At 62.4% G+C, this 19,220-nt stretch carries 9 protein-coding genes; 2 read left to right on the top strand and 7 right to left on the bottom strand.

What is annotated here, in order from left to right; genetic code table 11:
- Positions 1 to 61: 61 nt before the first annotated feature.
- The 7 genes from K8U03_22330 to K8U03_22300 all read right to left on the bottom strand — a co-directional run bounded on the left by K8U03_22330 (position 62) and on the right by K8U03_22300 (position 16,588).
- Positions 62 to 802 carry a PAS domain-containing protein gene (locus K8U03_22330; protein ID MCE9607634.1) on the bottom strand — a complete coding sequence of 247 codons (741 nt, stop codon included), beginning with the start codon at positions 800 to 802 and terminating at the stop codon, positions 62 to 64.
- A gap of 118 nt (positions 803 to 920) precedes the next feature.
- On the bottom strand, positions 921 to 1,379 hold the full coding sequence (locus K8U03_22325; GenBank protein ID MCE9607633.1) for a chemotaxis protein CheW: 459 nt from the start codon (positions 1,377 to 1,379) through the stop codon (positions 921 to 923).
- A gap of 9 nt (positions 1,380 to 1,388) precedes the next feature.
- On the bottom strand, positions 1,389 to 4,136 hold the full coding sequence (locus tag K8U03_22320) for a chemotaxis protein CheW (protein MCE9607632.1): 2,748 nt from the start codon (positions 4,134 to 4,136) through the stop codon (positions 1,389 to 1,391).
- A gap of 421 nt (positions 4,137 to 4,557) precedes the next feature.
- Positions 4,558 to 4,929 (bottom strand): hypothetical protein, encoded by a 372-nt coding sequence (locus tag K8U03_22315; GenBank protein ID MCE9607631.1) that lies wholly within the window; start codon positions 4,927 to 4,929, stop codon positions 4,558 to 4,560.
- 108 nt (positions 4,930 to 5,037) lie between these two features.
- Positions 5,038 to 13,974, bottom strand: a complete 8,937-nt coding sequence (locus K8U03_22310; GenBank protein MCE9607630.1) for a VIT and VWA domain-containing protein — start codon at positions 13,972 to 13,974, stop codon at positions 5,038 to 5,040.
- A 149-nt stretch (positions 13,975 to 14,123) separates the two neighbouring features.
- Positions 14,124 to 15,341, bottom strand: a complete 1,218-nt coding sequence (locus tag K8U03_22305; GenBank protein MCE9607629.1) for a glycoside hydrolase — start codon at positions 15,339 to 15,341, stop codon at positions 14,124 to 14,126.
- A gap of 71 nt (positions 15,342 to 15,412) precedes the next feature.
- Positions 15,413 to 16,588, bottom strand: a complete 1,176-nt coding sequence (locus K8U03_22300; protein ID MCE9607628.1) for a DUF1080 domain-containing protein — start codon at positions 16,586 to 16,588, stop codon at positions 15,413 to 15,415.
- Positions 16,589 to 16,868: 280 nt separating this feature from the next.
- Here K8U03_22300 and K8U03_22295 point away from each other — a divergent pair, with 280 nt between their 5' ends.
- Positions 16,869 to 18,500 carry a peptide chain release factor 3 gene (locus K8U03_22295; protein MCE9607627.1) on the top strand — a complete coding sequence of 544 codons (1,632 nt, stop codon included), beginning with the start codon at positions 16,869 to 16,871 and terminating at the stop codon, positions 18,498 to 18,500.
- 52 nt (positions 18,501 to 18,552) lie between these two features.
- The gene (locus tag K8U03_22290; GenBank protein ID MCE9607626.1) at positions 18,553 to 19,041 is read left to right on the top strand and encodes a hypothetical protein; all 489 of its coding nucleotides are present in this window, start codon (positions 18,553 to 18,555) and stop codon (positions 19,039 to 19,041) included.
- The last annotated feature ends 179 nt before the right edge of the window (positions 19,042 to 19,220 follow it).

Genomic DNA, 19,220 nt, shown 5'->3' with positions numbered 1-19,220 from the left:
GAAACATCACGGCCGCCGGACCCTGCTTTACGAACGGCGCAAAGATCGATGACAACATCGCTTAACTCCGAGACGATGCCCCGAAGAAAAGTCTCGCAACCCCTCGTGAAAAAGCAACCCCGCTAGCTTCACAACCCTGGGTGTATTCCCCCCGATTCAGTTTCGCCCAAAACTCTTTGTATTCGGGACCGTGCTTATAACTTTCGTCGACGAACAAGCTGTGGTGCCGGCTCTTGATTTCGTCGAGCGAGTAGCCGAGCGTCTTCAAGAAGTTTTCGTTCGCGTGAATGATCGTGCCGTCGAGGTTGAACTCGATCACGGCTTGCGACTTACTGATCGCGGAAAGCTGTCCGGCGAAGTCGGCGCTTTGCAACTTCGCAGCCGTGATGTCGCTGGCGAATTTCACGACCTTATAGGCCCGACCGCCGGCATCGAAGATCGGATTGTACGAGGCATGAATCCAAATCTCTTTGCCCCCTTTGCCGATCCGCTTGAACTCGCCGGCGACGAACTCGCCCCGATTCAGCTTCAGCCAGAACTCGCGGTATTCGGCGCTATGCTTATAGGTGTCGTCGGCGAAGAGGCTGTGGTGCCGGCCGACGATTTCGTCGAGCGAGTAGCCGAGCGCCTTCAAGAAATTATCGTTCGCGTGGAGGATCGTGCCGTCGAGGTTGAACTCGATCACGGCCTGCGACTTGCCGATCGCGGCCAAGAGCGCGGCGTTCTCCAAGTTTCGTTTACCGGCCGATGCCGCGGTTGTTTTCGGTTTGCGAAGGGTTGTAGTCATCGAACGATTCTCCATTAAGATGCGAGTTGAATTGAATGAGTTGTCTGCAAAAGGATTCGGGAGTAATCCTTCTCCCACCGGGAGAAGGTGGCCGAAGGCCGGATGAGGGGCGGCGTTCGGAAGAATTCCAGCGTCACCCGGCCAGTCGTGTTTCCGCTCCGTCGCTTTCGGCCAACGCTCGTCCTCGATCTAAGACGAGCAGCAACCGATCGGGAAGTTTGTAAGCCCCTGTGATGAGTCCGCGAACGTCGGCGCGCACGGTCGACGGCGGAGATTCGAACAATTCGTCGTCGACCTCGAGCACATCGCCGATCCGATCGACGAGCAGGCTCACCGCGTTCTCGCCGTCGCGCACGACGACGTTCATCGGCGGCTGATCCGGCTGGCGAAGCGGTGCGCCGAGTCGCCGGCGAAGATCGATCGCCGTGACGATCTGACCCCGCAAGTTGATCAGCCCGCTGATGGCCGCCGGCGCCAGCGGCACCCGCGTCATCGTCTGATACCGAATCACTTCTTGGATCTGTTGCACGTCGATGCCGAGAAACAAATCGTCGACGTAGAACGTGCAAAACTGTCGGGTACGTTTATTCATAATGCACTTCTAATGGCTCTTGAACTTGGTGGCGGCAGGCCGTCGGGCGAGGCGGCGCAGGTTGAGCACGTCGGTTACGCGCTGTTGAATAATCGAAGTACCGAGCAGGTTGTCGTCGTCGCGCTTCGAGGTCGAGAGGTTCAATTCCGTTTCTACGATGTCGACGATCCGCTGCACGACGAGCCCGCAATGATGGTCTTGATCGGCATAGACGACGATTTGCAGTTCGTCTTGCGGCGATCCTGCTTGCGGTGCGGCACCGAACACTTCGCTCAATCGCACCAGCGGCAAGATCGCGCCGCGATATTGAATCACTTCTCGGCCGTCGGCGTATTCGATGTCGGAGTGCGAAACCTTTTCGAGCCGCGAGATCATCGAGGTCGGCAGCGCGAAGCGTCGGCTGTCTCCCAAGTCGACGACGAGCAACGTCTCGAGCGGACGACCCGCTTTCTCATCGCTTTTCGACGCGCCGGAATTCTTCTGCTCGCGCATTTCGGCGGCCAATCCGGCGGCGATGGCGAGCCCCATCACGTCGAGAATCAGGGCAACCGTGCCATCGCCCATGATCGTCGCGCCGGAATACTCGGAAAGCCCTTTCAGTTGTCGACTGAGCGGCTTCACCACGATCTCTTCCGTATCGTTCACCTTGTCGACGACGAGCCCGAACTGCCGATCGTTGGCCCGCAGCACGACGATGTTCACCGCTCCCTCATTTGCAGCGCAGTCATTCGCAGCTCTGTCGTTCGGAGTTGCGTCGCTCGCCGACTCCTCTTTCGTCTCCCGGCGCTCGGCCAATCCCAAGCGTTGCGAGAGATAAACCAGCGGCAACAACTTCCCGCGCAGCCGATACACCGGCGCGCCGTGCACGTATTCGATGTTCTTCTTCACTTCGTCCCCTTCGAGCCGAACGAGCTCCAACAAGCTGACTTGCGGAATCGCGTAGCGATCGCCGTCGTTCGTCACGACCAAGGCCGGGATGATCGCCAACGTGAGCGGGATTTTGATCTTGATCGTCGTCCCTTGGCCGGGCCGGCTTTGCAGATCGATCGTGCCGCTGATGCGTTCGATGTTCGTCTTCACGACGTCCATCCCCACGCCGCGCCCGGAGACGCTCGTCACTTGCTCGGCCGTGGAGAAGCCGGGTGCGAAGATCAACTGCGCGACGTCTCGATCGGACATTCGCCCGGCTTGATCCGGCGTGAGCAATCCCTTGTCGATCGCTTTCTTGCGAATCCGATCGAGGTTCAATCCGGCGCCGTCGTCGGTGATCTCGATGTTGACTTGGCCCCCTTCGTGATAGGCCCGCAGCAGTAAGCAGCCCTCGATCTGCTTGCCGGCCGCACGCCGTTGCTCCGGCCCTTCGATGCCGTGGTCGACCGAGTTGCGCACCAAGTGCGTCAGCGGATCTTTGATCGCTTCGACGATCGTCTTATCGAGCTCGGTCTCTTTTCCTTCCATGTCGATCCGGACTTGCTTGCCGAGTTGCGAAGCAAGATCCCGAACGACGCGCGGAAACTTCGACCAGACGTTGCCGATCGGCTGCATCCGCATCTTCATCACGCTCTCTTGCAGCTCGGTCGTGATGAGATTCAAACGCTGCGCCGTGCGGATGAAGGCCATGTCTTCAAGCTTGCTCGTAAACTGCACGATCTGATTCCGCGCGAGAACCAACTCGCCGACGCGCGTCATCAACTTATCGAGCAGCCCGACATCGACCCGAATCGTGCTGTCGCCGGCCGCGAGCTGCGACTTCTCCGACGAAGCCGCTTCGGCCGTGGGCAACACCGGAGCAATGGACGACGGAGCGACGGAAGGCGCGGCCGGTGCGACGGGCAACGCCGCAGGAACGACGAGCGGATTCGCGATCTCAGCAACGATCGTCGGGCTCTTCTCGTCTCGGTCTGCAAGCAGCAGCTGCCGCACGACCGATTCCGTGTCGAACCCGACATCGCTCTGGGCAACCTCGACCAGGCGGAGCCCTTCACGACATTTATCGACCGTCGCGGAGAGTGCGCCGGCGATGTCGGACGTGAGGGTTCGCTTTCCGTCGCGCAGTTTGCTGAGCAGATTTTCGGCCGTATGGGCAAGCTTTTCCAATGCTCCGAGGCCCAAAAAGCCTGCCCCCCCTTTAATCGTGTGCATCGTGCGGAAGATGCCGCGCAGCAAATTCTCCGCGGCCGGGTTTTGCTCCAACACGAATAGGTCGTGATCCATTCGATCGAGGTTTTCGTAGCATTCGATCAAAAACTCACGCACCGCTTCGCTGAGCTCCGGCCCGGCGCCGCCGGTGGCCGCCGTATTGTTTTCCGGTGCGGTAATTGGTTCGGCGACGACTTCAGCCTGCGCCGCCTCGACCGTGGCTTCGCCTTCGGTGACGGGCCGGTAGCGGTGCATCGCCGCGACGTGTTCCGTGATGTCGGCGTCGTTCGACGTCTCGACCGAGTCGATCAGCCCCTTCATGAAGTCGGCGGCCTTCAAGATCGACGTGACGAGCTCCGAGCTGGTCGCCACCTCACGATTGCGCATGCCGTTGAGAACTTCTTCCAAGCTATGCGCCAACGATCCGATCCGGCTGAGGCCGAGAAATCCGGCCGTTCCCTTGATCGTGTGCATCGTGCGAAACACGGCGTTGACCAAGTCGGCGTCGGGCTGCGCGCCGCCGGCTTCGATCGCGAGCATCTGTTGCTCGATGTCGGCGAGTCCTTCTTGCGACTCGACCACGAAGTCGGCGATGAGCTCGGCGTCGGCGAATTCCATGTGCGTGAACCTCGGTACTTGACGGTCGCCGGCGAGTTCGAAGAAGGAGTCGAACCGCGGCGACGTTCGCATTTGCCCAGCCGTAAAATCTTGACAGGAGCATATGTCTCACGAATGCCCTGCGGGCAAGCCGTGGTCTTCCTCATGCGAAACGCGGACGCGGGCGCGCAAACGCTTGCAGCGAGCGAGAAGCGCGGCTTTGAGCAAGCCGCGGGCAAGTAAGCCGGCGCGAGGCAACGAGAGAATCGAGACCGAGGCGGGGAGGAAATCCACGGGGCTCGGAGCGTCGCAGAAGATCGCGCGTGCCGATGAGAGTGCGGCGCGAGAAGGCTCGGAGAGTTCGAGCGCAACGAGAGATGCGAAACGGCGACGTCGGCGGGCCGCGCACGTTCGCGCCGCCCGCCGACGTTCCGAGAGTGGGTTACTTCTTCTTCGCGGTCGGCTTCTTAGCGCTCTTCTTCGCAGGAGCCGGCTTCGCTGCCGGAGCCGGAGCGGCGACAGGCGCCGGCGGGGCCGGTGTCGGAGCGGCAGGCGCCGGTGCGGCGGCCTTCTTCGCCGCGACTTGCTTCTTCTCGGCGCGCTTCTCGGCCTTCTCGGCCACGACTTCCGTCGCGCCGGCGATCTTCGTAGCGACCTTAGCCACGACCTTCGCCACGGCGGCCTGACGCTTGGCGCTGCGCGCCGCGACGTTCTTCTCGACCTTCACGACCGCGGCGACGACCTTCGCCACGATGCCCGGCTCGGCCGGCTTCTTCGCACTCTTTTTCGCTGCTGCAACTTTCTTCTTAGCCACGGTTAATCCTTTGGAACTGTGAACTTTGCGGAACCCACGAGCAATCTACGCCTTCGCCCGTTCGGCGTCCAGCGATGCTCGCGGTCCCCGGTCGCGTTTCCGCAACCGTCACTTCGGCAGCTTCGCGCGCAGCTCGTCGACCTTCCGCAGCGGCTCGGCAAACCGGTCGGGCCACTCCGTCTTTTGCAACCGATCGAGCGTCCGGCGCGCCTCGTCCCATTGCCGGAGCGTGAGCTGCACTTCGGCCAAGCCCAACAGTCCGGTCGGTTCAAGACGCCGCAGTTCCGCCACCTCGGCCCACTCCCGGGCGGCCTCGTTCCAGCGCCGTTGCTTCTGCCGGATCGCGGCCAAGGCCGCATGATTTTCCGCCTCAGTCGGCCCCCCTTCGACGATCGACGTCGTCGCCCGCTCCGTTTCCGCTTCGTCGTTCTTCAACCGTTCGGCCAACTGCTCATACAGCGTCAGGTCGTGCCGATCGTAGTCGATCTGCGCGAGGAGCTGCCGAGTTCCCTCCGTGGGTCGGTCGAGCGCATCGTACGACGTGATCAACATCTCCGACACTTCCCGATCGTTCGGCTGCAGCGCTTGGGCCGCGAGCAACTGCACGAGCGCCTTGTCGTGCGCCCCTCGATGTTGATAAGTTTTGCCGAACGCTTTGCGCAACAAGGGGCTGTCTTGGCCCGACGCTTGCGCCTCGTCGTCCTTCGATTTCACATAGCGGTCGAGTTGATCCGCGCGGTCGACGACATCGTCGAGAACTTGCAGACTTTCCTTGCGCCGCTCATGTCGCGGGCTCCAACAGACGACGGCCCCCAGCGCCGCTTCGACCGCTTCCGGCATCTGCGCCAGCGCGCCGTGGGCAAACGCCAAGCGTTGATACCATTCGGACAACGTGGCATCGTTGACCGCGCGACCTACTCCGGAGGCGCGGCGGCGGAGCGAGATCGCTTCGTTGAAGTAAGTAATCGCTTTCTCGTAGAGACTCGCCCGTAAACAGGCTTCGGCGAACATCGCGATGTTTTGCTCGGTCCAACGCCCTGGCCGATGAAAATGTCGCTCGATCGCCGTGGCTTGCTCGGCGGCTTTCTGCGGCTGTTCCGCATCGTGGTAGGCCGTCAGCAAGGCGGCCTGATCTTGCATCACGTCGGGATCGGCGCGCACCAACGATTCCAACACCGGGAGCGTTTCGGCATGGCGACTTTCGCTGCGCAAGTATTCGACCAAGGTGCGGGATTCTTCTCGCACGAGCAACCCTTCTCGTTCGGCCGTCGCAAGCATTTCGATCGCCCGCTTGTGCAGTCCGAGCTCCTGCCAAACATAGGCGGCCACGGCCGTCACTCGTCGGCCCGACTGTTTTTGTTCGCGATACGCTTCTTCCGCGGCGGCGGTGAAATCTCCGACGCGCGATTTCCAATCCTCGCCCGGTCGATGAAAGAGCCGATAGATTCCGTTACTTTCATCGGTACTCAGATGACGCTTAAACTGAGCGCGCACTAAGACAAACAAGCGCGCCTCGAGGTCTTTGAGGTTCGCGGTTTGTAGCTCACCGCGGTGTTCGGCGATTTCATATTCGAAGGTCGCCAACGGTCCCCGCCCAAATCCCTGCAAGCGCGGGGGCCATTGCTCGACCCGTTCGACGATGTAGCGCAACATCTCCTTGTGACTCGTCGGCTGATCGAGTGTCGCCATCGGCAATTTCACGATGTGGTCGTAATCCGTCGACTGTAGCTTGAGAAATGCCGGCAGTTGCTCGAATGCAAACGTGCTCGATGCTTCCGCAACGCCGGGGACCTCCGCTTTGCGGGCTGTCCAGAACGTCCGCACATGCCGATCCACCGCGAGCTTCCGTTCGTCGTCTGTCTGCGCCGTTTCGATCTGTTTCAGGCCGAGCGCCGTAAGACTTTTGAAGAGCGTCTCCCCTTTTCCGAGCGAGACTTCCGCCTTGTCGCGCAAGGCCGCATCGTAGACCAGCGCCAACTTTTCAACGAACCAGCGGCGATCCGCGCGATTCTCCGCAAGCTTCTCATGCGTTTGCACCAACGTCTCGGCTTCGACGAACCTCCCGGCTTGGATCAAGAAGCTCACGTACGCAGCGAAGGGTTCGTAGTCGGCGCGCGGAAGCCGGCCGCCGCGAGCCTGCACGTAGTCGGCGAGTTCGGCTTGGAAGAGCAGTAGCGCTTCGTCTCGAAGTTCATAACTCTCGAACAAGAGCCGGCCGAGGTCCGCCGCGATGTTCAGCCGGTCGCGCGAACCCGGCTTCGCTTCCTGCCGCAACTGCTTCAGCTGTCGCAATTGCTCGTCGCGCAGCGCCACGTGCTTCGCTGTACCGAGCCCCTTCAAGAGCCCGGCCCTTTGGCGCGTTTCCTCTTCCGACCTCGGGCCTGGTTTCGTCCGCTCGAGCAATGCAAGACACGCCGCCGCGTGAGGGCCGGGCTGATCCAATACCTCCGCGGCTTTCCATTCGACGACCAGTTCCAACAAGTCGAGCGCGCGGCGATCGACCGGCGTCAACTCTCTTTTGCGTAACTCTTCGATTCGGGCTCGAATCTCATCGGTCGCTGCTTCGTTGCGCACGGCCGTGAGCAACCCGCTCGAAAGCCCTTGCAGATACTCATAAATCTGCTGGGGGGAACGTCCCAGCGCCCCGTCGGGAATCCAGCGCAACAATCGCGGATCGCGCACCGTTTCGTACGTCTCGCGCAACGACGAAGGGTAATGTTCCGGGCTCGCCGCCTTCGTCAACAACGCTCCGAACGCGAACAGCGTATCTTCGTCGAACGAGATCGGAAGCCCTTTCGCCGTTTCCGCGTTGCGCCGCTGCTCGGCGCGATAGAGGATGTTCGAGAGAATGTTTTCCGGCAACCGGGCAAACGATTCCAGCTTGGCGCGCCGATAGTCGTCGGGCCGCTTCGTCGCCAGATACCAATTCGCAAGTCGGCGGTAATCCTCGGGCGAAAGCAACCGATCTTTCTCGGCCGCTTCGAACAGCGCGATCGCCTCCGCAAGGTCGCCGCGCTCGGCGCGGACTAAGGCGAGCTCCTGCCGCCACGGAGCAGTCGTCGAGCCGGCCCGAATCCACGCGCGCAGCTCGCGCTCCAAATCGTCGGGCCGATCCAGCGCCGTGAGCAACCGATACTTCTCCCTGCGCCACGCATCGGCGAACTCTTCGCCGCCGGCTCGATGCTTAAGATCGTCTGCGCTTCGTCGCGCGATCTCCGCATCGAGATAACGCAAGAGCTGCTCGGCAAGCTCCGGCTTCGCGCTCTTGCGCGTTGCGAGATACATCCATGTCGCCAGCATGCGCTGTTGCAGCAGCTCCTTGATTTCCGCTTCGACCCGCACTTCCGCAGCGATCTCTTGGTCCTCGGCATCGGGTATCGGTGTCGCGGCAGCTTGGTCGAGCGCGGTGCGACAGAACTTCAGCACCCCTTCCGTGTTGCGCTCCAATTGCACATCGAGCCAAGCCCTTTCCATTCGGAGCCAATCGGTCGGCAGCTTCGCTTCTCGCTCCGGCTGGTCGACGCTCCCCAAGCGCTTCGCGACCCCTGCGAGCGCTTCCTTCCGCAGCGCAGCTTTTCTTTCCGCGAGCTCCTTGCGCGTGAGCTTGTCGACTTCCCCACGATCGGCGAGCGCTTTCATCGCGGCCTCTTGTCGGCCGCGCAGCATCGCATCGACGAAGCGCTGCAACGCGCCGATTTCCGTCGCCACTCGGATGTCCGAGCCTTCGTTCCCGAGCGCGCCTATGAGCCCGAACGCTTCGGCTTCTTTTTCTTCCGTCCACGCGCCGGAGACGAGCGTCTCGAACAGATCCTGACGTTCGTCCTGCTTCCGCGCCGGCGGTGCGACTTCCAGCTTGCGCCGGAGAAACGGCAGCAGCTCCGTCTCGGCGAAGCGGCTCGCATAGATCGATCGGAGCGCTCCGGCGAGCTCGCGCCGCTCGGTGTTTGTCGGCAACGAGCCGTCGAGCGGGATCTCTTCCGGCGGCATCTTTTCCCACCGCGCGCGCAGCCCGTCGGCGATCGGCTTCCAGACCTCGTTCGGAATCGCGGCGGCGTTCATTTCCTTCCGTCCGGCGAGCCGATTCGGAAACACCAGCCGATCGTTACCGACCTCCCTGAGCAGGAACCGGATGCGGTGTTGCGCGAGGGTCGCAACTTCCTTTTGTAAGATCGTGAAGAACTCGCCCCGAAGCCGATCGCGGATCTCTCCGGAGAAGTCGATCGCCTCGCGCACGATCGTCCGTTCGTCCGGATCGCGCAAGAAGAACCGCGCGGTCTCGGCCATCGGCTCGAACCACCGCTCGTCCATGCGCCGACCGTAACCTCGGTTCCCATCTTCTTGAGCGAAGGAGATCGCTCCCAGCAATCGCGCGCGTCGTTCATCGCTCAGCTTGCCTCCCGAGCGGGCCTCGCGCATCCATCGCAGCGCGAGCTCGTCGGCCTGCTTCTCTTCCCCGGCATATTGCAAGGCCGTGAGATGTTGCAGATAGGCATATTCGAGATTCGGCCGATGCGCGATCCAACCCGCCGTGAACTTCACCAGCTCCGGCTTACGAGAAAGGGTATAGAGCAGGTCCACATACGCTCGTCGCAGCGATTCATCTTCCGCGCCGGCTCGGCGTGTCCGTTCGACGATCGCCTGGTCGAGCCAAGCGAGCGCGCCGTCGAACTCTCCTTCTCGCTGGAGGAGTTGAGCATACGACACCTGCAAATGCTCGCTCCACGGTTCCCGCTGCGCCGCACTTTTATGCTGCGCTAATGTTTCTTCGCCGCGGTCGGTTCGGGCCCATGCTTCCCGTTCCTCGGTTTGCCATTTCGGGAGCGCGTGCAGGTCGTCGGGATGGCGCTCGTAGACCGGTTTCAAGAGCGCAAGGAATTGCAGGTGCTCGTGCGTCTCGGAAACGCCGGCGTGCTCCGCGAGCAAGAAATCGGCCGTCGCACGCTCTGCGGCTTTCGGTTCCGCGACGAGGCGCTGCGCTTCTTCCGACAGCAAGCGCCGGGCCTCTTCATTGCGCCGCATCATGCCGAGCAGCGCGATCCGCATCCGGCGCAGGCCCGGCTTCGGCGTGTCGTTTGCTCCTCGGCCGTCGAGCTTCTCGATCGTGTCGTAGAGCGCGAGCGCTTCCGCCCATTGCTGCTTCCCGCAATAGCCCGAGAGCAATACCATTCGGTCTTCGAAACCTGCCGAACCTTCCGCTTGCCTTCGCCGCGCGGCGGCCAACGTCGGCAGTCGGCCGTGCAGGAAGCAAACGTCGTCTTTCGCTATCGACTCAGCCTTTAGGCGGGCCTCGTAGTGCGCCGGTTCGAGTGATTGAATCGCGAACCGAGTCTCCGATAGCTTTCGACTTCGGTCGTCGGTCGCAACGACCTTCGTGGCCCACCACGTTCCGCCGACTTCGACGAACTCGCTCCGCTCGCTCGTGCCGTGGAGTTTGTCATCGTGGAACCATTGCGTGCCGAGCAGCACGTGTTTCGCCGTATCGATCAGATAGCGCCAGCTCGAGTGTTGATGGGGCTCCGAAACGATCAGCAGCGCCTGATTCTGCGCCGGATGCTCGACGCGCGCTTGTTGATACGGATGCGCTTCGTGCAACGGCTCGATAGATCCGTCGTCGCGCACGAGCGGCTGCGGACGCAAGTCCCCCTCGACGGCGGCCCGGCTTCGGCCGAGCAGCAGCGACGGAAAATACGTCCCTCGTTCCCGCTCGTTGCCGTAGTCGACCGTGAAGAGCCCGTCGGAATGAACGGTTTTCGTCAGCCAGGCCTTGGGGGCGTATAGCGCCGTCGCAGACGAGTGCGAGGTGCGCCGGTCCCAGATCGGATCGAAGTCGTCGTGCCGCTCCTCGACGAGGATCCCGCCGGCGAGCTTCGCAAGGGCCGATGTGCGGAGCAGACTCTCGGAAAGTTGCAACGCTTCCGGCGACCACGCGGCGAGCCAACGTGGAGGATTCTTTTCCGGCGCTCGCGCCGCCAGGGCCGGCTTCGGCGGGAGCGGGGGGAAGAACCGTTGCAGGTTACGCGCTTGATCGGCAGGGTCGAGATAGCCCCCTCCGACCATTCCACCGGCGAATCCGCCCCCTCCCCTTCGATTTACTTCCGAGGCCCAACCTCGCGGCTCGAACAACATCTGCGCCTGCCGTTCGCCCCCTCCGAAGCCGAGCGATAATCTTCCCTCGCCTGCTTCGGCGAATGTCGCTTCACGGGAGATCCGAAAGGAATCGGCGTCCCCATGCGCTCGCAGCAGGTCCTGCTCGCCGGGTCGAGCGTACTCTTCATCGCCGTCGACGACGCTCTCATCCCGATCCTCCCGTTCCAAATTCTCATCACTCTCACTCCCCGCAAGTTCTCCTGAAGCCGCCAATAATAAAGTCCGGCTCACGGAACTATCGTCTCCCGCGGCGCCTCCGAGGGTGAGCGATCCCTCCGAGATCACGAGCGAACCACTACCCGTGAAGGTGTTGCTCATCCTGAACGGAGGAACGCCGTACAAGTCGGCCGGATAGTATCCGCGGCGATGAAACACGTCGCCGTCGCGCCCGAGCGCGGCGAGTTGGCGTAAGACGCTGCGGCGCATGTCGAGCCGCCAATCGCCGGCGCGGCGCATCTGCTCGGCGGCCAGCTCGAAATCGGCCTGCGCTTTTCCTTCGCGAAAGAATTGCTCGCCGTCGCGCATCTCGAAACGCCGCTTCACGCCGAAGCGTTCCCGATCGGCGTCGGTTTCCAAGACCAAGAGCGACGTGTACGGCGTGATGATGTGGAACTCTTCGGAGAGCGCGATGATCGCGCTTTGCAACGCCGGGCTGCTCCCCTGCTCCAACAGATGATCTAGATGCGAGCGAGCCCAGAGCCGGGGAATAAACGAGTTGCCGGCCTCGGCGTCGCGAAATTCGACGCGCGCCGCGTAGCGCACCGGCTCGTTGTTGAGTCGGCCCGTCACGACGATCTCGCCCGACTGATCCTTCCCTTCCGGCAAGTAGCGGGCCACGAGAATTTGTTGCGTGCCGACGGCGATGTTCGGCAGCCGCTCGGGATACATCGCGCCGACCTTCACGCCGCGAAACTCGACGGCCAGATCGCGCAAGCCGGGCCGCGCGATCTCGTTCAGCAACTCGCGCGCGACGACCTGCGGCGTCTGCTCGCCGGCGATCGCGCGGATCGAGCCGCCGCCGACCGTGGCGATGCCGCGCATCACGACCGCTTCATGGATGTTGCCGATCGTGACGGCGTGCAGCGTCGGGCCGGCGACGTCGCCCGAAGCAGACCCGTTCGTCGCGCGCCGCGCTTCGAGCATCTTCTTGAGCCGACGCACGAACGCCGCCGGATCGCGATCGCCGGCGGTGGGGATGCCGTCGCCGATGTAGACGATCTGCGCGCCGGCCGGCGCTTTCGCCAAAGCGGCCTCGAACGCACGATCGAGGTTCGTCCAACCGAGCGAGACGCGCTCGTCGAGAAATAGGCATGCGCGGCGAATGTTGTCGGCGGCCGGCGAAAGCAAATCCGGCAATGCCCAAACCGTGCCGACGTCCGTCGCACCGAGCAGAAATCGATCTTTGTCGCCGAGCGATCGGAGCATGGTCGCGACGAGCTCGGCCTGTTGCTTCCGTTTTTCGGAATCGATCGAGCCCGAGGTGTCGCACAGCAAGACGAGCGTGATCGGCTCGCCGTCGGGAACCAGCTCGCGTTGCCAATTGCCGGCGCTGCCCGGCGGCGAGAGTTGCACGAACAAGTAGCCGTCGTCGCCGCGGCGATGCGGCACGACGACGACGTCGTTTTGCCGGCCGTCGACTTCGCAGACGACCTCGAAATCGCGATCGGGCGAGGTTCCCTGCGCCGAGTAATCGACTTGCGCCGAGTGTGCGGTGCGTTGCGTTCGAGCAGAATGCGTCGTACAGGCGACTTGCTTCAGGGCGCGCGAAGATTGGATCGTGACGTTCACCGATAACTGGCGCAGCGGCTTCATCCGGAGCAGGTCGCTGCGCAGGCCGTATTGGTAGCGAAACTTATCGCCTCGCAGCGGCAACACCTGCGTGTAGACGATCTTCACGCGCTTCTCGGAATTCGCTTCGATCGGAAACACCCGGGCCTTAAACAGATTGCCGCTCGTCCATTCGAGCAGACCGGGATCGCGCCGCTCGCGCAGAATCGTTTCGTAGATCTCGCGAGCCCGTTGCTTTTCGACGACGTCGGCCTCGACCAATTCGTTGCCGATCCACATGCCGAAGCCGGAGATCGACGCGTCTTGCGGGAGCGGAAAATGAAACGTTCCTTCGAGCCGTGAGGAAGTGTGATTGACGAACGATTCCTCGATCGTGGTCCGTGCGATCTGATCGCGAATCTCGACGTCGACTTTGTGGTAGCCGATCGTGAGGGGCTCGTTGCGCCCGTCGGGCAAGTTCACGATGAGCGACCCTAGCGATTCTTGAGTCGACGACCCCTCGAAGCCCGCGAGCCATTTCGGCAACGTGCCGGCTGCGGTAAGCGTTTGGAGCGAGTGTGTCCGATCGACGACGCGATGAAACGTCTTCGTACCGCCGGCCAGCGACAGTTTGTCCGCTTCCTTGCTCGGGTTGTTCTTATCGGGCCCGAGCAATACGAACGGCGAAACATTGCCCGGCGGTGCCCGATTGGCCGTGGACAACGGCAAGTAGTTGACTTGCAACTCACCGGTTTGAATGTGAGCATGAAGCGGCGCAACGCATTCGACGAGCGTGCCGGGCCCAAGCGTGAGTTCCACGCCCGACGTGAGGCGCAGCTTCACGGCGTTCGGGCCGCGAATGTCGGTTCGGAGCCGATCGCCCGGCCGGAGCGCAACGCCGCGCCCGATCGGCGTCCAGCGTTCGGCGGCCGAGGGACGAAGCGAGACGAGCCCTTGCACGTCGACGATCTTGCCGATGTGTCCGTCGTCGGAAAGAGACGCGCTCGGCTTAACCTCGCCGGCAACGGGATCTACGGCCGAAACCGAGCCGCCGAAATACGCGAGGCCGCCGGCAAGAAAAGCCGCCGAGATTGCAACGGCCATTCCACGGCGAAACGTGCGCGAAACCATAATAAAACTCGATGCGTTTCGAGAGAGATCGAGACGAGGCGTAACACGGGCCGGCGGCAGCGCCCACCGCGCTCAGACGCGCTGAACCGGCAAATAATTCCCGCAATTCCGAGCGATTCGCGTCCGCGGACGATCCGATCGGCGACGGGTTACTTGCGCGGTGACCAATCGATCTTCGCGGCGATCACCTTATTTCGCTCCGCCTTCCGCTGGCCGAACGCCAGACCTTCCGCCGCGACGACCCACGTTTCGGTCGGGCTCACCTGCACGACGCCGAAGTTGCCGAGGTCGGCATGGTCGTGCGGAATCAGAATTTGCTCGGTCGCGCGAAGGATGCAGAGCCGGTCCGGGTCGACCTTCGCGATGAACAACGGCGCGCGATGCCGGAAGATATGATCGTTTCCCGCGCCGCGGCGGGTGTAGACGAGATAGAGCCCATCGGGTTCGTGTGCGACCCAATGTTGCTGCGTGTTGTAGGTGCCGATGAGGGTGCCGTCGTCGTATTTCCAATCGATCGGCGGCTCGTACGTGAGGCCATCGTCGCTGCGTGTGACATAGCCGGTCACTTCGTTGCGGATCGTGAGAAAGTAGCGATTGCCGAACTTCACTAGCGACGGCTCGCCATAGCCACGGCCGTTGGTCTTCACGAGTTCGTTGCCGTGCTCGACGTAGCTCAAGGTCTTGCCGTCGAACTTGCAGCGGGCGACGAATGCCGTGTAGTCGGTCGCTTCTCGACCGCGGCGGTAGCGAATCGGCAACAGAATATCGCCATCGGGAAGATCGACCCGCTGCATGCAACCGGAGTTCGGCGAAACGAGCGGATAGCCGGCCTTATCGACCTCGGGCAATTTCAAGATCCGCAGTTCGCTCCATTGGCCGCTCGAGGCCTTATCGGCGTTCCCCGGCACATACACGGCATACGATACTTGCTCGGCGAGCCGATCTTCCTTGGTGCCGCCGCGAAAGGTGAACGTCTTCCCTGTCGCGAGCACGGTCTTCGTCCGGGCGTGCCAGGTCGGCGTGACGTCGCCGATCGCCAGTTCGTCGCCGTTCGGTAGCTTCGTGCGCGCTAGGCTCTCGATTCGCGCCGGCTCGCTCCACGATGTCCCGTGGTCGCGGCTTTCGATCGCCCAGAGATCGCGATAGCCGTGCGAGCCCTCTTTCTCCGTCTCTTGCGAAACGATCATGATCCGATCGCGCGGCGCGCCGGGAATCACGGCGCCGCGCGATTGCGTGAAGTAATATTTCTCAAGGCCCTTGAGCACGACGGCCCGCTCGATGCGCAGCGCCGGCTCGTCGGCTTGCGCCGGAGAAGCGAGCGCGAGCACACCGAGAAGCAGGGCCGACCTCTGCAGGAAGCTTCCCATCGCATGGTTCTCCTGTCCGCAAAACCACGAGCGGCGCGGCGGTTCGGTTTCAAGCCATCACGGCGGTAACGTTAGTGGCCGAAGAGCGAGCGCAGCAGCCGAGGCCGCGCTCGGCCGGTCGGGCGCACGGCGGTCGTCGTGTCGGGATACGTCTCGAACTTGATGTTGCGATACCAAACCTCGGTGCCGTGGTCGGTGAGCATGAGTTTGCCTTTCGGGTACATGCCGAAGTTTTTCACGTCGTTGAATTTGCTCTCGGCGACCCGCTTGTGCCAATCGGCCGTGCCGACGTTCGCCGCGGCGATGAGCTCGCCGTTGAGCCAATGCTCGAGGCGGTTGCCGCGTACCGTGATCTTGGCCGTGTTGAACTCTCCGACCGGTTTCAATTTCTTCGCGGAGTTCGGCGCGTAGAGATCATAGATCGAGCCGGCCGAGCCCTTCGCCGGCGACTGCGGGGGATCGTCGTAGATCTGATACTCGATGCCGAGCAGCTTGCCGTCGTAATCGCGCACCCGATATTTGATGCCGCTGTTGCCCCCCTTCGCGATCTTCCACTCGAACGAGAGGGAAAAGTTGCCGTACTCTTTCGCCGTCACGATGTTGCCGCCATGCGCACCCGGCGGCAAAAAGATTGCGCCGTCTCGGGCGACCCAACCGGTGACGGGCTTGCCGGCCGGCGTCGTCCAACCGGCGAGCGACTTGCCGTCGAACGGATTCGCATCGGACGGCGGCACCGCCGGCGATGATTCAGCGGACGGTTGCTCGGAAGCTTTGACAACGGGCTTTTCGACCGTCGGCGGCGCGGGCGCGGCAGCCGACTTCACCGTTGCGGGCTTCACCGTATCGGGCTTCACAGTTTCCGGTTTTACAGTCTCGGGCTTTGTTTCCGGTTTCGTTTCGGTGGGCTTCCCAGTCGCCGATTTCGGAGCAGTCGGCTTTTCGACGATGGGCTTCTCTTCAACAGTCGGCGCGGCGGAAGGTTTCTCGGTGGCAGGCTTGGCGGCGGGAGGCTTCGGAGCGTCCGATGGGACGGCAGCGGGTTTCGCGGCTTCCGGCTTCGCGGCTTCCGGTTTCACGGTGCTCGTTGGCTTCGGAACAGATGGTTTCGCCGTGCCGGTCGGGGCCGGATCGGCCGCCGCGACTTGCGCACTCTGCGCTTCGCCGGCGATCAACGACAAACCGAATACGAAAAGTCCGGCGACGAAGAGTCGACGAACCAGCGACGAAGGAGAGCGCGAGGCGTGCATAAAAACTTTCTTGAACGGAAGGAGTGTGCGATGTGCCCTGCGGCGGCGGAACCGCATCTATAGGTCAATCACCGCGCGATTTCAACCATTTCGACGGACGAACTTGCCGAACGTAACCTGCTGCCGGCCTTGTGTTTTCGGGCGAAAGCTGATATTTGTCGAGCTTTGGTCGGCCCCGTGCCGCCTTTCGCCGTGGAGACGCGTTTCCGGAACCGGGGGCTCATGCCCGGCGGCTGACGACCGTGGTCTCCTCCCCTTCTCGGCCGACGTAAGCTTCATCATGTCATCCCCTATCCAGCACGAGGTCGCGCGACGTCGCACCTTCGCGATCATCTCGCATCCCGACGCCGGCAAAACGACCCTGACCGAAAAGCTGCTGCTCTACGGCGGTTGCCTCGAGATCGCCGGCAGCGTGCGCGGGCGCAAGACGCAACGGGCCGCCACGAGCGATTGGATGGAGCTCGAAAAGCAGCGCGGCATCTCCGTCAGCAGCACCGTGCTGCCGTTCGAATACGACGGCTACCACATCAACCTGCTCGACACGCCGGGGCACCATGACTTCAGCGAAGACACCTACCGCACGCTCATGGCCGCCGACTGCGCCGTGATGGTGATCGACTTGGCGAAGGGAATCGAGACGCAAACCGAAAAGCTGTTCCGAGTTTGCGCGCTGCGGAAGATTCCCGTCATCACGTTCGTCAACAAAGTCGATCGCGCGGGGTTCGCGCCGCTGGCAATCCTCACGGAGATCGAAAGCAAGCTCGGCATCGAAACGGTGCCGCAGAATTGGCCGATCGGCACGGCCCACGAATTCTGCGGCGTGATCGATCCGGCGACCTCCGTGGCCGACATCTTCGACGAGCGCGACGGTCAGCGCCGTATCGAGCCGCGCTCGATTCCGCTCGCCGACTTGCCCAACGAACCGAAGATCAATCCGAAGGTCGTCGCAGCGGTGCTCGAAGAGATCGAGCTATTGCAAGACGCCGGCGTGAAGTTCGACGAAGAGCGATTCTTGTCCGGTGCGATCTCGCCGGTCTTCTTCGGCAGCGCGCTGACGAACCACGGCGTCGCTCACTTTCTCACCGGCTTTCTTAAGCTCTGCCCGCCGCCCACGCCGCGCAACAGCGACCTCGGCCCCATCGAACCGACGCGTCCGGAGTTCGGCGGCTTCATCTTCAAGATCCAAGCCAACCTCGACCCGAAACATCGCGACCGGATCGCGTTTGCCCGCATCTGCTCGGGCCGGTTCGAGCGCGACACGGAAGTGCTCCATCCGCGCACCGGCAAGAAGATCCGTTTGCCGCGCGCTTATCGCGTGTTCGGCAAAGAGCGCGAGACCGTCGACGAAGCGTTCGCCGGCGACATCATCGGGCTCATCAACCCGGGCGACTTTCAACTCGGCGACACCCTCTGCACCGGCCCGGCCGTGAACTTCGAGCAGCTGCCGCAGTTTTCGCCGGAGTTCTTCACCGTGCTCCGCACGAGCGACACCGACCGCCGCAAGCAATTCGAGCGCGGACTGCAACAGTTGCTTGAAGAGGGAGCGATTCAGAAGTTCGTCGATCCGAAAGCTCAGCGCCACGAGCCGATGCTCGCCGCCGTCGGTGAGTTGCAGTTCGATGTCGTGCGGTTCCGCTTGGAGACGGAGTACAACACGGCAACCACGATGCAATGGCTGCCCTATAAACTGGCCCGCTGGATCGCGACGCCGGGTATCGAGCCCGATCAAATCAAGATTCCGTATACGGCGAAGGTCGTGCGCGATCAGCTCGGCTATCTCGCCGTGCTGTTTACCTCGACGTGGGAAGCCGACTACTGCAAGAAAGAGAACCCGACGATCGAGTTCGCCGCCGTGCGCATGGCGAACATGGGAGCCGCGGGAAATAAATTGAAACCGGCCGGTGCGACCTGATTACTACCTGCGCAGCAAACGGCCTCGCGGCGATCGGCGTAACGGCCGACTTATGATCACGCTGATAACCCAGGTTTACGTCGACGGTCTCAAGGCGAAACAGATTTTCGAGTTTCTGTTGAATGCCACGGACCGCGACTACCAAGCGTGGTGGCCGGGAGTTCACCTGCGTCATACGACGCTCAAGCACTGCCCGAACTACGTCGGCAACGTCATCTTCATCGATCAGTACATCGGCGACTATCGGGTCAAGGAAACGGATCTGATCGTCGAAGCGATTGCCGATCGAAAAATTCTGCGGCAAGTCGTGAATGGCGTTCGCTTGCCGGTGCGGGTCGTCATGGAGTTCGACGACGACCCTTCGGGCGTGACCATCACGCACACCATCGAAGCCGGCTTCGCGGGCCTGGGCCGAGTGCTGGATCCGTTGTTCCGCCTCTACTTTTCCCCGCGCTTCGCGGCCGCGATGGACGAGCACGTTAGAGCCGAGTTTCCCCGGCTCCGAGACTTGCTGCATTCCGCGAGCGAAACCTCGGCCTGACGGCGCCAACCTCCGCCTCGCGGCCGGCGAGAAAAAAGGAGCGACCGCGGCAATCGTGCGCGGTAAGCTTACGCCCAAGCAGACGGAGGCTTGGGCCCACGCATCGCACTGCGAACTGCCTCGTCCTCCGCTGCCGACATCTCACCACGCAACATCCCGCCACCCAACATAGCAGTTCC

The organism is Planctomycetia bacterium (genome assembly GCA_021413845.1).
Classification (GTDB): Bacteria; Planctomycetota; Planctomycetia; order Pirellulales; family PNKZ01; genus PNKZ01.
This window is presented reverse-complemented; position numbering and strand designations above follow the sequence as displayed.

What these genes read in the sequence shown, in the direction of transcription:
- K8U03_22325 (MCE9607633.1), bottom strand. Translation starts at nt 1,379, where the DNA reads ATGAATAAACGTACCCGACAGTTTTGCACGTTCTACGTCGACGATTTG.
- K8U03_22290 (MCE9607626.1), top strand. Translation starts at nt 18,553, where the DNA reads ATGATCACGCTGATAACCCAGGTTTACGTCGACGGTCTCAAGGCGAAA.
- K8U03_22330 (MCE9607634.1), bottom strand. Translation starts at nt 802, where the DNA reads ATGGAGAATCGTTCGATGACTACAACCCTTCGCAAACCGAAAACAACC.
- K8U03_22300 (MCE9607628.1), bottom strand. Translation starts at nt 16,588, where the DNA reads ATGCACGCCTCGCGCTCTCCTTCGTCGCTGGTTCGTCGACTCTTCGTC.
- K8U03_22310 (MCE9607630.1), bottom strand. Translation starts at nt 13,974, where the DNA reads ATGGTTTCGCGCACGTTTCGCCGTGGAATGGCCGTTGCAATCTCGGCG.
- K8U03_22320 (MCE9607632.1), bottom strand. Translation starts at nt 4,136, where the DNA reads ATGGAATTCGCCGACGCCGAGCTCATCGCCGACTTCGTGGTCGAGTCG.
- K8U03_22295 (MCE9607627.1), top strand. Translation starts at nt 16,869, where the DNA reads ATGTCATCCCCTATCCAGCACGAGGTCGCGCGACGTCGCACCTTCGCG.
- K8U03_22305 (MCE9607629.1), bottom strand. Translation starts at nt 15,341, where the DNA reads ATGGGAAGCTTCCTGCAGAGGTCGGCCCTGCTTCTCGGTGTGCTCGCG.